8 protein-coding genes are annotated in these 12,880 nt (G+C 61.8%); 3 read left to right on the top strand and 5 right to left on the bottom strand.

Annotation, left to right across the window (positions count from 1 at the left end; all coding sequences use genetic code 11):
* Positions 1 to 121: 121 nt before the first annotated feature.
* Positions 122 to 1,309, bottom strand: a complete 1,188-nt coding sequence (gene tyrS / locus ACN0RV_RS17400) for a tyrosine--tRNA ligase (RefSeq protein WP_417349582.1) — start codon at positions 1,307 to 1,309, stop codon at positions 122 to 124.
* 136 nt (positions 1,310 to 1,445) lie between these two features.
* On the opposite strand from tyrS, the gene ACN0RV_RS17395 reads away from it, so the two are divergent.
* Positions 1,446 to 2,771, top strand: coding sequence for a peptidoglycan DD-metalloendopeptidase family protein (locus ACN0RV_RS17395; protein WP_417349580.1), 1,326 nt, complete (start codon positions 1,446 to 1,448; stop codon positions 2,769 to 2,771).
* The gene (locus tag ACN0RV_RS17390) at positions 2,768 to 3,868 is read left to right on the top strand and encodes an anhydro-N-acetylmuramic acid kinase (protein WP_417349578.1); all 1,101 of its coding nucleotides are present in this window, start codon (positions 2,768 to 2,770) and stop codon (positions 3,866 to 3,868) included. The genes ACN0RV_RS17395 and ACN0RV_RS17390 overlap by 4 nt, the downstream gene beginning before the upstream one ends.
* A 16-nt stretch (positions 3,869 to 3,884) precedes the next feature.
* On the opposite strand, the gene ACN0RV_RS17385 is transcribed toward ACN0RV_RS17390, so the two are convergent.
* Complete coding sequence (locus tag ACN0RV_RS17385) at positions 3,885 to 4,685, bottom strand: DUF4097 family beta strand repeat-containing protein (protein WP_417349577.1); 801 nt, start codon at positions 4,683 to 4,685, stop codon at positions 3,885 to 3,887.
* Positions 4,686 to 5,032: 347 nt separating this feature from the next.
* Here ACN0RV_RS17385 and ACN0RV_RS17380 point away from each other — a divergent pair, with 347 nt between their 5' ends.
* Entirely contained in the window at positions 5,033 to 8,083 is a 3,051-nt protein-coding gene (locus ACN0RV_RS17380; protein ID WP_417349575.1) for an immune inhibitor A domain-containing protein, read from the top strand.
* A gap of 62 nt (positions 8,084 to 8,145) precedes the next feature.
* Here ACN0RV_RS17380 and ACN0RV_RS17375 read toward each other — a convergent pair whose 3' ends face one another.
* The 3 genes from ACN0RV_RS17375 to erpA all read right to left on the bottom strand — a co-directional run bounded on the left by ACN0RV_RS17375 (position 8,146) and on the right by erpA (position 12,860).
* A complete protein-coding gene (locus ACN0RV_RS17375; protein WP_417349573.1) occupies positions 8,146 to 11,280 on the bottom strand; it encodes an efflux RND transporter permease subunit in 3,135 nt (1,044 codons plus the stop codon).
* On the bottom strand, positions 11,277 to 12,380 hold the full coding sequence (locus ACN0RV_RS17370) for an efflux RND transporter periplasmic adaptor subunit (RefSeq protein ID WP_417349571.1): 1,104 nt from the start codon (positions 12,378 to 12,380) through the stop codon (positions 11,277 to 11,279). The genes ACN0RV_RS17375 and ACN0RV_RS17370 overlap by 4 nt, the downstream gene beginning before the upstream one ends.
* 129 nt (positions 12,381 to 12,509) lie before the next feature.
* Entirely contained in the window at positions 12,510 to 12,860 is a 351-nt protein-coding gene (gene erpA / locus ACN0RV_RS17365) for an iron-sulfur cluster insertion protein ErpA (RefSeq protein WP_286340329.1), read from the bottom strand.
* Between the last annotated feature and the right edge of the window lie 20 nt (positions 12,861 to 12,880).

Genomic DNA, 12,880 nt, shown 5'->3' with positions numbered 1-12,880 from the left:
GAACTATCCATAACGGGCCCTCTCTATCAAAGAGTTACCCTAATTATAGAACCTCAACAGTTAACGCAGACACAGCCCAAAAAAGCCGCCCCAGGGGGCGGCTTTTCATCAGATGAGGCGTTTAGGCCAGGGTGATGCGCGCAAACTTACGCTTACCCACCTGGTACACCGCGGTGCCGGCGGCAGGCACCAGCTTGGTGTCCTCCACCTTCTCACCGTCGATCTTCACCGCACCCTGACGAATCATGCGCATGGCGTCACTGGTGGAGCCCACCAGATTGGCGTCCTTCAGCAGGTTGGCAATGCCGGCACCTGCGTCCAGGGTCACTTCAGGCATCTCATCCGGGATGGCGTTCTTCTGGAAACGCTGGATGAAGTCCTGGTGGGCCGCCTCCGCCGCCGCGTCATCGTGGAATCGGGCGATGATCTCCTTGGCCAGAGCGATCTTGATGTCGCGAGGGTTGGCACCGGCCGCCATGTCGGCCTTGAGCTGCTCAATCTCCTCCAGGGGGCGGAAGGAGAGCAGTTCGTAGTAGTTCCACATCAGGTCATCGGAGATGGACATGATCTTGCCGAACATCTCATTGGCCGGATCGGACACGCCGATGTAGTTGTTGGCGGACTTGGACATCTTCTTGACGCCATCCAGGCCAACCAGCAGAGGCATGGTGATCACCGTCTGAGGACGCTGCCCCTCCTCCTTCTGCAGCTCTCGGCCCATCAGCAGGTTAAACTTCTGATCGGTACCGCCCAGCTCCACATCCGCCTCCAGGGCCACGGAATCCCAGCCCTGCAGCAGAGGGTACATAAATTCGTGGATGGCGATGGACTGGCCATTGGCGTAGCGCTTCTTGAAATCATCACGCTCGAGCATGCGGGCCACAGTCTGCTTGGCCGCCAACTTGAGCATGCCACCCGCTCCCATGTCACCCAACCAGCGGGAGTTGAACTCAATGCGGGTCTTGGCGGGATCCAGGATCTTGAACACCTGCTCCTTATAGGTTTCGGCATTGGCCAGTACCTGCGCTTCGGTCAGCGGAGGACGGGTGCTGTTCTTGCCTGAAGGATCACCCACCATGCCGGTGAAATCACCGATCAGGAAGATCACTTCGTGGCCCAGCTCCTGAAACTGACGCAGCTTGTTCAGGATCACTGTATGACCCAGGTGAATATCCGGCGCCGTAGGATCCGCGCCCAGCTTCACCTTCAGGGGCTTGCCCAGTTTCAGCTTCTCAACCAGTTCCTCTTCTACCAGGATCTCTTCGGTACCACGGCGAATCTCTGCCAGTGCCCGTTCCAACTCACTCATCAAGGCCACTCCGACGGTGTTTCAACTTTCAACAAAGAGGTCAATGTTACTGGTTAGGCAGAACAAAGGAAAGGGTGTAGACTAGGCTGTTCCGGCCAAATCCCCTCTGTTGACGGGGAGTGACCAGCACGAAGAGATGATCAGAGAGAATAAGCGCCGCAAATCTGCACCCCTGACCGGCCTTGTGGGCACCATCAAGGTGCTGCCGCGCCCCCACAGGATCGGGTTGACCTCGGTCCTGCTGCTGATGCTGGTGGGCATACTGCTCCCCTCCGGCAACGAGCTGGCCGCCGAGTTTTATACCCCCCTGCCCCTGAACCAGAGAGTGGCGCTTCCCCTGGAGCTGCCCGACTCCGAGATCAGCGCCGAGGCCGAACCCGGTCTCCAGTGGCGCAGTTTTACCGTTCAGCCCGGGGACAGCCTGGCCAGGCTGTTCGACCGTGCAGGATTAAGCCCCCAGCAACTCTATCGCATCACCCAGCTTGAGCAGGCAGGCAAACGCCTGACCAAGGTGATGCCGGGCCAGGAGATTCAGTTGGGCCGGGACGACCAGGGCGAGCTGAAACAGCTCAGCTACGCCATCGACGGTCGCACCACCCTGATGGTCACGGCCACCGAAGAGGGGTACCAGGAGCGCCTGGACGAAAAAGAGGTGGAGATTCGCACCGCCTTCGCGTCGGCGGTGATCACCAGCAACTTCTGGAACGCCGCAGTGAACGCCGGTATGACCCCCAATCAGATCATGAGCCTGGCGGGGATCTTTGGCTGGGATATCGATTTCGCCCTGGATATTCGCGAAGGCGACCGCTTCGCCGTGCTCTATCAGGAGGAGTATATCGACGGCCACTATGTGGCCGACGGTAAGATCCTGGCAGCGGAATTCACCAACCAGGGGGACACCTTCCGGGCGGTGCGCCACAGTGACGGCAACTACTACTCCGACAAAGGCAAGGCGATGCGCAAAGCCTTCCTACGCGCTCCGGTTCAGTTCAACTACGTCAGCTCCAACTTCAATCCACGTCGTCTGCACCCGGTCACCAAGCGGGTACGCCCGCACAATGGCACCGACTATGTGGCCCCGGTGGGCACCCCCATCATGGCCGCCGGTGACGGCAAGGTGACCAAGTCCGCCTACAATAAGCTGAACGGCAACTATGTGTTTATCCAGCATGGTGGCAAGTACGTAACCAAATACCTGCACCTGAGTAAGCGAAAAGTGAAGCAGGGGCAGCGGGTCCGTCAGGGTCAGACCATCGGCCTTCTGGGCGCCACGGGTCGAGTGACCGGCGCCCACCTGCACTACGAGTTCCTGGTCAATGGGGTGCATCGCAACCCTCGCAAGGTGAAGCTGCCGGAAGCGGCGGACATCGCCAAAAAAGACAGGGCCGCATTCCTCGAGTTCGCCGAGGAACAGCTTGCGGTGCTGAAACATCGTCAGCAGATCATGGTGGCAATGCAATGAGCAGATACATAGGCCTGATGTCCGGTACCAGCATGGACGGCATCGATGCGGTACTGGTGGAGTTTCAGGAGGGTCACCCGGTGATGGTGGCCAGCCACACCCACGAATATGAGCCTCACCTGCTGGAGCAGTTGCACCGGCTGTGCAGCACCGGGGAGGATGAGGTAAACCGGCTGGGTCATGTGGATCGCCAGGTAGGCCGGGCCTTTGCCCAGGCGGTGCTCGGGGTGCTGAAAAAGAGCGGCCTGGCTCCGAAAGATATCCGCGCCATCGGCAGCCACGGTCAGACCGTGCGTCATCAACCCGAAGGACTCAACGGCTTCAGCCTGCAACTGGGCGATCCCAACACCATGGCGGTGGAAACCGGCATCGACGTAGTCGCAGACTTCCGCCGCAAGGATATTGCCCTGGGAGGTCAGGGAGCCCCTCTGGTGCCCGCCTTCCACCAGTCGCTGTTCAGCGATCACCAACCGAGGACCATCGTCAACATTGGCGGCATCGCCAACATCACCTGGCTACCCGGTGATGATGGCCCGGTGCTGGGATTCGACACCGGCCCAGGCAACACCCTGATGGATGCCTGGGCACGACAGAACATTCAACAGCCCTTTGACCGTGACGGTGCCATGGCCGCCAGAGGCCAACTGCAGCCCGAACTGCTGAAGCGACTGATGAGCCACCCCTATTTTGCCCAGCCCGCGCCCAAGAGTACCGGCCGGGAGCTGTTCAACCAGGCCTGGCTCAACTACCAGCTGGAGCCCTTCATGAACCTGGCGCCGGAAGACATCCAGGCAACCCTGCTGGCGTTTACTGTGGAAACCATGGCCGCCGAGATCCGGGCACTGAGCCCGGACTGCGATCTCTACCTGTGTGGTGGCGGCGCCTTCAATAGCCAACTGGTGCGCCAATTGGCCCAGGCACTGCCTCGGCACCGCATCCAGACCACGGATGCCCTGGGGGTGCCTCCGCAATGGGTCGAGGGGATGGCCTTCGCCTGGCTGGCGATGCGCCACATAGAGGGGTTGCCCGGCAACCTGCCCTCGGCTACCGGTGCCATCCGCCCCGCGGTGCTGGGCAGCCTGACCCCGAAGGGCTGACCAGGGCCCTTCAGTGCTACTTCAGGCGGTCCCGGCCCACGGCGGAGAGTTCCACCGAGCCTGAGCCGGTATCCTCCAGCTTCACGTCGCCCGCCTGCTCCACCAGAATGTCGCCGGACCCGTCATCTATGGTCACGGTTCCGGTCACCTGGCTGATGGTGATGTTGCCGGAGCCGTCATCCACCCTCAGGTCCCCCTGCACATCCTGAACCTTGAGGTTGCCGGAGCCATCTTCGATGCGAATGTCGCCGTCGATGCCGCTGACCACCAGGTTGCCCGAGCCGTCCTCGATGCGGGTCTCTCCCTGGATGTCACGAACCACCAGGTTTCCTGACCCGTCCCCTATGGTGGCCCGGCCCCCAACCCCCAGAATCTCGGCATTGCCGGATCCATCTTCCAGATGCAGGTTAGCCTGCAGCCGCGCCACTTTCAGATCACCGGAACCGTCGCTGGCGTGCACATTGATCCCGGCAGGGACCCTGACCACCAGGTCAATGTAGGGGTGCCCTTCCCCGCGACACTGACGATCATCGTCCACCAGTGCCTGGATCACCGCCTCACTCCCCTGACGCTCCAGCACCAGGCGATACTCTGTGGTTTCCCCCACGTAGGCGTCTGCCTCCATCTCAATGCGATTGCCATCACTGCCCAGTATGGTCAGGGCACCCGCCCCGGCCCGCACCCTCAGGCTTTCGATGCCATCGAGCTCCAGGACCTCACTGACCACCTTGGGCCCCTGTCCCTGATAGCAGGGGTCGGCCCAGGCGGGCAGAGCACAAATCAGTGGCAGGGTGGCCAGCACAGAATACGCGTTCATCGACAAACTCCTTTTGAAAACAATTTGGGTTCAAGCTATGTAAGCAATTGTCATGCCCGGTGCATAATCTGTTGTTTTCCCGTAACTTAAGACTCACTCACGAGTAAATTAATTGCAATTACCACCACAAAATAGTGAGAATCCAGACTGGGCCGACCTCTTTCACCACTTTGCTGGGAAAAGGGAGGCATGGGGGAGTGAGGCCTCCGAGCTGGCCCAGCCTAACAATATTGCCCACCGGGAAGAGACGCCGAAAACAACGAACTCTCGGGGGGACAAACATCAGGGAAACCAGGAGTGGCGCTGCAGGTGTCATCGAGAACCCAGGAAGTCATTTAGGGAACAATATGCAAAAAATCAGTGTACTGACCACCGCTCTGGTTGCGGCGGGACTGGCATCCAGCCTGAACGCCGCCCCGAGGCCGGTGCAGCTGGCCGATCCTGGGGTGATCAACCCCGAGCGCATCGAATACTGGATGGCCAAGCGCGGCGAGATCAACGACTCCCACAGCCGCACCGAGATCGACGCCAAGGTGAAGCAATACACCGCCGGCGCCTTCAATCCAGAGACCCTGAAGCAGGGGGTATCGCTGGCGCCGATACACCAGGATCATGATCACAAATCTCCCCTGGTCAAGGCGATGACCCTATCCCAGAGCGCCGCGGACAGCGGCAAGGCGGTCAAGGTCCTGGGAATCTTGGTGGACTTCCCCGACCTGCCCCACGACAACAATCGCCTGCAGCCCAGTGATACCGGCATGTACTACCCCGGCTATCCCGCCAGTCACTACGACAAGCTGCTGTTCTCCAGCACCGGCTTCCCCGGCCCCACAGGCCAGACCCTGCAGTCCGCCCGCCAGTTCTACACCGAGGAATCCGGCGACAGCTTTGACTTCAGCGGCAAGGTGTTCGACTGGGTCACCGCCGACAACAACGCCGCCCACTATGGCGCCCATAAGGGTGAGGACAAAGACAGCGCGGTACCGGATCTGGTGTTCGAAGCGATCACCAAGCTGGTGGCCCGGGGCGATGTGAACCTGAGTGAATTCGACCAGGAAGACCAGTACGACCGTGATGGCGATGGCAACGTCAATGAGCCCGACGGCATCATCGACCACATCATGGTGTTCCACTCCAGCATCGGCGAAGAGGCCGGTGGCGGCTACCTGGGTGACAACGCCATCTGGTCCCACCGCTACTTTGTGTTCGAAAACAACCAGCCCAAGGCGATCCCCGGCAGCGACTACAAGGTGTTTGGCTACACCATTCAGCCCATCGACGCCGCCGCCGGCGTCTGTACCCACGAGTTTGGCCACGACCTGGGACTGCCGGACGAATACGACCTCGAATACAGCGAGCACGGCTCCCCGGTGGGCATGTGGTCCCTGATGTCCGGCGGCAGCTGGACCGGCACTCCGGCGGGCAGCAGGCCCTCCTCCATGAGCGCCTGGGCCCGGGACTACCTGCAGAAGCGTTACGGCGGTAACTGGATCAACAACACCGACATCGATCTGAACAGCCTGGGTGAGTCCCCGGCCAGTCACAGCCTGGTCAGCGCCATCAATCACGACGGCACCAACCAACTGACCCTGCCTCTGCCGGCTCAGTTGGAGGCGTTCCACGCCCCCTACGGCGGCAAGCTCCAGTACTACTCGGGCGCCGGCCATGAGATCCGCACCAGCGCCGAAGCCAGCCTGACCCTGCCCTCGGGCAGCCCCAAGCTGAGCCTCAAGGCCCACTGGCAGATCGAAAACGGCTATGATTACGCCCAGATCCTGGTCAACGGAACTCCCGTTTCTGACGCCAATACTCTCTCGACAGAGTACAACCCCTATCACTCCAAACTGGGCCCTCACTTCACCGGCAACTCTCTCGGCAGGGCGGGTGCCGAAGGGGACGAGGGCTGGGTCACCATCGAGGTGGACCTCAGCGACTACGCCGGTCAGCGCATTACCCTAGCTCTGCGCTATGTGACCGACCAGTCCGAGGGGGGCTACGGCTTTGTGGCCGATGAACTGGTGGTCAGCAACGGTGCCGACACCGTCTGGCAGAGCGGCGGCGAGACCGCCCAGACCATGACCCTGGATGGTTTCAGCCGCATCAGCAACTACCGCCCAGCAGCGGGTCACGGCTACTTCATGCAGCTGCGTCAGTTCAGCGGCAATGACACCGGCCTGGCCGGCACCGGCTATAGCCCGGGTGTGCTGATGTGGTACTACAACCGCGCCTACTCCGACAACAACGTCGGCACCCACGCCGGCTACGGCTTTACCGGTGTGGTGGATGCGGATCAGCAGCTGATCCCCAATCAGGGCACCACCATCCAGATCAAGGATGCGGCCTTCAGCCGTTATCCCCAGACTGCCGGCTACAACGACCCCAGCCTGGAGCCCATCTCCGAATTTGATGATGCCGAGGACTACAGCGCCCCCAGTCAGCCGCAATCCGGCCTGGTGCTGCCCAAGGTGGGTCTGAAGATGGCGGTCACCGAGCAGGCCAGCAGTTCGGCCACGGCCACCCTGGCCCTGACCAAGAGTGGCGGCGGCTTCAACATCGCCAGCCTGATCACCTCCAGCCAGGGTTTGACCCTGAGTGCCCAGGCAACCACAGAAAATGGCCAGGGCACTGTGAGCTACATCTGGGAGACCGGCGATGGCAACAGCTATGACACCGCGTCCATCAGCCACACCTACCAGTCGGAGGGCACCTACACCCTGACTCTGACCGCCCTGGATGAGTCCGGCCAGGTCCTGGAGAGCAGCCGCTCCGTTGTGGTCAGCGCCGACGGAGCTCCGGCTCTGGCGGGCAGCATTACCAGCAGCAGCGATGGAGCCACCGTTGCCTTTAGCTCCGAGATCACTGGCGGCACAGCCCCCTACAGCTACCAGTGGAGCTTTGGCGACGACAGCAGCAGCACCCAGGCCAATCCAAGCCACAGCTACGAGTTCAGCGGCGATTACGACATTAGCCTGACCGTCACCGACGCCAATGACGCCAGCATCACCCTGAATGGCTCGGTGCAGGTGTCCATCGCTCTGGATGGGGATTTTACCCTCTCCGGCACCGGGCTGACCCGCAGCTTCAACGCCACCGTCAGTGGCGGCAGCGCCAACCGCGCCCTCTCCTGGGACTTTGGTGACGGCGGCAGTGCCAGTGGCACCAGCGCCAGCCACACCTATGCCGCAAGTGGCACCTACCAGGTGGTACTGACCATCAGCGACGGTGGTGACAACCTCAAGGTCACCAAGTCCGTTACCGTGACCGACCCCAACAGTGGTGGTTCCGGCGGCAGTGGCAGCGGCAGCACCTCCAGCGGAGGAGGCGGTGGTGGCAGTGGCAGCCTGGGGTGGTTCACCCTGCTGCTGCTTCCCCTGCTGGGTCGCCGGGTTCGCCGGTAACCTTCAGCCATAGAAAAAGGCGCCCCAGGGCGCCTTTTTTCTCTCTCCGCTTCCCCAAAGGGCTACCCCTGGGATAACGCCTCCTCCATCTGCTGCGCCTTGTAGCGACGCAGCGCCTTGCGCTCCTGCCTGCGGGCGCGCAGCGCCAGCAGGCTGGGGGTCAGCACCAGGGTCAGCACGGTGGCAAAGGCCAGGCCACCGGCCACCGCGGTCGCCAGTTGCGACCACCACTGGGTGGAGGGTGCCCCCACCTCGATGGCACGATTGATCAGATCCACGTTCATCTCCAGCACCATGGGCATCAGGCCGAGGATGGTGGTGATGGTGGTCAGCATCACCGGGCGCAGACGCTGAGCGCCGGTGCGCAGGATCGCCTCGGTGGCCGCCAGCCCCTGGGCGCGCAACACGTTGTAGGTGTCGATAAGCACAATGTTGTTGTTCACCACGATCCCCGCCAGGGAGATCACCCCAATGCCGGACATGACGATGCCAAAGGGCTTACCGGTCACCAACAGCCCCAGCAGCACCCCCATGGTGGAGAGCAGCACCGCGGTGAGGATCAAAAACGCCTGGTAGAAGCTGTTGAACTGGGTCACCAGGATAATGGCCATCACGAACAGGGCCACCAAAAAAGCGTTCACCAGGAAGGTCTGAGACTCCTCCTGCTCCTCATTCTCACCGGTAAAGCTGTAACTGACCCGGCTGTCCAACCCCAGGGTCTCCAGGCGCTCGCGGAACTCGGGCAAGACGTCATTGAGCAGCACCCCGGGCGCCATATCCGCCTTGACCGTCATCACCCGGCGACCGTCGATACGGCGGATGGAGTCCACCTTGGGCGCCGCCACCCGCTCGACAAAGTTGCTCACCGGCACCTGACCATACTGGGTCTTCACCCTCAGGGTATCCAGCCTCAGGATATGGCGCTTCTCCTCTGGGAAGCGCACCCGGATATCCAGCTCATCGTCGGCATCATCGGGACGGTACTCGCCAATCTTCAGACCGGAGGTGACAAACTGCACCGTGTTGCCCAGCAGGGTGGCGTCGGCCCCGAAGCGGGCGGCGTCATCCCTGTCCACCTTGAGCTGCCACTCGATGCCCGGCTTGGAACCGGTGTCCTCGATGTTGATGAAGCGGCCATCCTCTTCCAGGGCGAGACGAACCTTGCGCACCGCCTCGTTGAGGGCACCGGGGAGCTTGGAGGAGAGCTCCAGCTGCAGCGCTTTACCGGTCGGCGGGCCGTTCTCATCCTTGCGCAGCTCATACTCGACACCCGCCAGGTCGCTCAGGCGCTCATTCACCTCCTCGATCACCTTGTCGGCGGGGACCCGCTGATCCCAGTCCAGCAGGTTGAGGCGGATGTAGCCTGCCCTGTCATTGCCACCGGTGCGACTGTAGAGGGTCTCCAGGCTTTCCATCCCCAGCAGGCGGTTCTCCACCTTGTGCATGATGGCGTCCTTCTCATCGATGGAGAGGTCCCCATAGGCGCGAACATAGAGATTCAGGCCCGGCGGCTCCACATCGGGGAAAAACTCCATGCCAGCCCCGAACTTGATGTAGCTGCCAACAATACCGGCCAGCACCAGCAGCACCGCCAGCAACACCTTCCAGGGGTGGGCGATGGCGACGGCCAGGGTACGGATGTAGGTGCCGGTAAACCCGGACAGGGTGGTGAGCTCCCCCTCCTCCGCCAACCGCTGATTCTCCCGCTGACGCGGAGTCATCGGCAGAGGCTTGCCCAACAGGCTGCCCAGGGCAGGCACGAACACCAGGGCCATCACCAGGGAGGCGCTGAGAGTAGCGATCAGGGTGATGGGCAGGTATTTCATGAACTCGCCCATGATACCGGGCCAGAACAGCAGCGGCGCAAAGGCGGCCAGGGTGGTGGCGGTGGAGGCGATGATGGGCCAGGCCATCCTCTGGGCCGCCTCCAGGTAGGCCTCTTTGCGATCCACGCCGTCGGTCATGCGGCGATCGGCGTATTCGGTGACCACGATGGCCCCATCCACCAGCATCCCCACCGCCATGATCAGGGCAAAAAGCACCACCATGTTGACCGTCAGGCCAAATACCGCCAGCACCAGCAGACCGGTGAGGAAGGAGCCGGGGATGGCAACCCCGACCAGGCCGGCACTGCGCAGACCCAGGGCGGCGATCACCACGATCACCACCAGCAGGATGGCGGACACCACGTTATTCTGCAGATCGCTGAGCATCTGCTTCACGTCCTCGGAACTGTCCCCGGTGAAGGTGACCTCCAGGTTTTCGGGCCATTGCTCTTTGGCTGCCTCCATCAACGCCTTGACCTTGGCCACGGTGATGATGATGTTCTCGCCCGGACGCTTCTTCACCTCCAGGGAGACCGCCTTATGGCCATTGAGGCGGGCGTAGGAGTTGGGATCGCGGAAGGCGCGACGCACCTGGGCCACGTCACCAAAGGTGATCACCTGCTCCCCCTGCACCTTGATGGGCATCTCCATCACATCCTTGATGGTCTCGAACACCGAAGGGACCTTGACCGCGAAACGACCATGGCCGGTATCCATGGTGCCCGCCGGCACCAGGCGGTTGTTGCGGGAGAGCAGGCTGAAGATGTCGTCCTGATCCAGCTGATAGCTCTCCATCAGCAGGGGGTCCACCAGGATCTCGACGATGTCCTCCCGGTCTCCGCCGATCTCCACCTCCAGCACCTCTGGGAAGGACTCCAGCCGGTCCCTAAGCTGTTTGGCAATCTGCACCAGGGTGCGCTCGGGCACCGGTCCGGACAGGGTGACGGTGAGTACCGGATTCCTCTCGGCCATGGTCACCTCATGAACCTCAGGCTCCTCGGTATCCGATGGCAGTTTGGCCTTGGCCAGGGTCACCTTGTCGCGCACATCTGCCAGGGCCGCCTTGGGATCCATCCCCGCCTCAAACTCCAACTGCACCGAGGCGTGTCCCTCAGAGGCGGTGGAGCGCATCTCATCCACCCCCTCGATGGAGCGCAGCTCGGTCTCCATGGGACGCACCAGCATCCGTTCGGCGTCCTCCGGTGAGATACCGTCGTGAACGATGGACACGTAGATGATCGGTATGGTGATGTCCGGCTCCGACTCCTTGGGGATCTGTACATAGGTGACCGATCCCGCCAGAATCAGCAGCACAAACACCATCATCACCGGACGGATTCGGCCTAGCAGCCCCGCCAGCAGGGTATTCATGCGCCATCCTCCGTCTCATAGGTCACCTCGACCGAGTCACCGTCACGGACGAAGCCCTGGCCCTGGGTGATCACCTCTACCTGACTGCCGACACCGCCGGTCCACACCCCGGTGGAGTCCGCCATCACCACCTGGATAGGGATAAAGTGCACCAGGCCGTCCCGCACCGACTTCACCCCCAGGTTGCCCGCCTCATCCAGAGCCAGCAGGGCCGGGCTGACCTTGATGGCGTAATGACTCTCCAGGGGCAGGGCCAGTTCGGCGCTCTTGCCCGCCCACAGCTTGCCATCGGCGTTGTCAAACGCCACCTCAATGTCGAAGGTGTTGGTGCCGCCGTGGGAGACGGTGGCGATGTAGCGCACCTTACCCTGGGCACTGCGGCCATCCACGAAACGGGCGGTGGCACTCTGCCCCAGAGACAGCCTGGCCACATCCGCCTCGGTCACATTGGCCTTGACCACCAGGGGGTCGAGATCCGCCAGCTCCCCCACAGGGTCGCCTACGCCGACGTAATCGCCCTCCTCCACCATGCGATCGTGGAATACCCCGGAGAAGGGAGCGCGGATCTGGGTGTGATCCAGGGCCAGTTGCAGGCGCTTAAGCTCGGCGCGGGCCAGCTCCAGGGCACTCAGGTTCTGGGCCAGCTGCGACTTGCCCTGCAGCCCCTGGGTCGCCAGCTTCTTCGCCGCCTGGTAATCCAGTTCCCGCTGGGCCAGCACCGCCTTGGCGCTCTGCAGTTGCTCCGGCAGATCCCGGACATCCAGCTCGATCAGCAGTTGCCCCTGGGCTACCTGACTGCCTCGTTGGGCATGGACCTTGAGCACCCGCCCGCCGATCTCGGCGGCGATGCGGGTCATCCTGTCCGGCTCGGTGCGGCCATAGAGCTGAACCTCCCGGGTGACCAGAGTGGACTCGATGCGTTTCACCGTCACCCGGGTCGCGGGCACCTCATGGGGCTCGGCGGCGGGGGCCGCTTCAGGAGATTCGTCGGCACTCAATTGACCTGACAATACCCAGAGTACGAGCAACAGGCTGATTAGAAAGGCGATAAAATAGGGGTGGCTGTACCAGCGACTGGCCGGCGCATCAACGTGCTTCACGAGGCAACTCCTTGTAATCCAATCGAGTCAGAATACGTTAAAGCCTCATGTTGCAAAAGTGTTCAGAAATCTTTGCCAACAAAAAAGGCACCCTGAAGGTGCCTTTTTCTCGCAGTCGGTGCTGAGTCCTCAGATGGAGAAGGAGGCACCGCAGCCACAGGTGGTGGTGGCGTTGGGGTTGTTGACGAAGAAACGGCTGCCCTCCAGCCCCTCGGTGTAATCCACGATTCCGCCCACCAGATATTGCAGGCTCATGGGATCCACCAGCAGGGTGACCCCCTCCTTATCAATGGTGGTATCACCCTCATTCACCTTTTCGTCGAAGGTGAAGCCGTACTGGAAACCGCTGCAACCACCGCCGGTGACGTACACCCGCAGTTTCAGGTTCGGGTTCTCCTCCTCCTCCAGTAGTCCCTTCACCTTCAGTGCGGCGGCATCGGAAAACTGGATAGGCATGGCTTGTTCTGCTGCAGCTGTCATTGGTTACCTCGAAAACGACA

The sequence above is a fragment of the Ferrimonas sp. genome (assembly GCF_048263965.1).
Lineage (GTDB): Bacteria > Pseudomonadota > Gammaproteobacteria > Enterobacterales > Shewanellaceae > Ferrimonas.
The sequence above is the reverse complement of the archived record's forward strand: the minus strand, read 5'-3'. Positions and strand labels throughout refer to the sequence as shown.

Bases quoted from the DNA above. Each gene is read 5' to 3' on its own strand.
- tyrS (WP_417349582.1), bottom strand. From the start codon at position 1,309: ATGAGTGAGTTGGAACGGGCACTGGCAGAGATTCGCCGTGGTACCGAA.
- ACN0RV_RS17395 (WP_417349580.1), top strand. From the start codon at position 1,446: ATGATCAGAGAGAATAAGCGCCGCAAATCTGCACCCCTGACCGGCCTT.
- ACN0RV_RS17390 (WP_417349578.1), top strand. From the start codon at position 2,768: ATGAGCAGATACATAGGCCTGATGTCCGGTACCAGCATGGACGGCATC.
- ACN0RV_RS17385 (WP_417349577.1), bottom strand. From the start codon at position 4,685: ATGAACGCGTATTCTGTGCTGGCCACCCTGCCACTGATTTGTGCTCTG.
- ACN0RV_RS17380 (WP_417349575.1), top strand. From the start codon at position 5,033: ATGCAAAAAATCAGTGTACTGACCACCGCTCTGGTTGCGGCGGGACTG.
- ACN0RV_RS17375 (WP_417349573.1), bottom strand. From the start codon at position 11,280: ATGAATACCCTGCTGGCGGGGCTGCTAGGCCGAATCCGTCCGGTGATG.
- erpA (WP_286340329.1), bottom strand. From the start codon at position 12,860: ATGACAGCTGCAGCAGAACAAGCCATGCCTATCCAGTTTTCCGATGCC.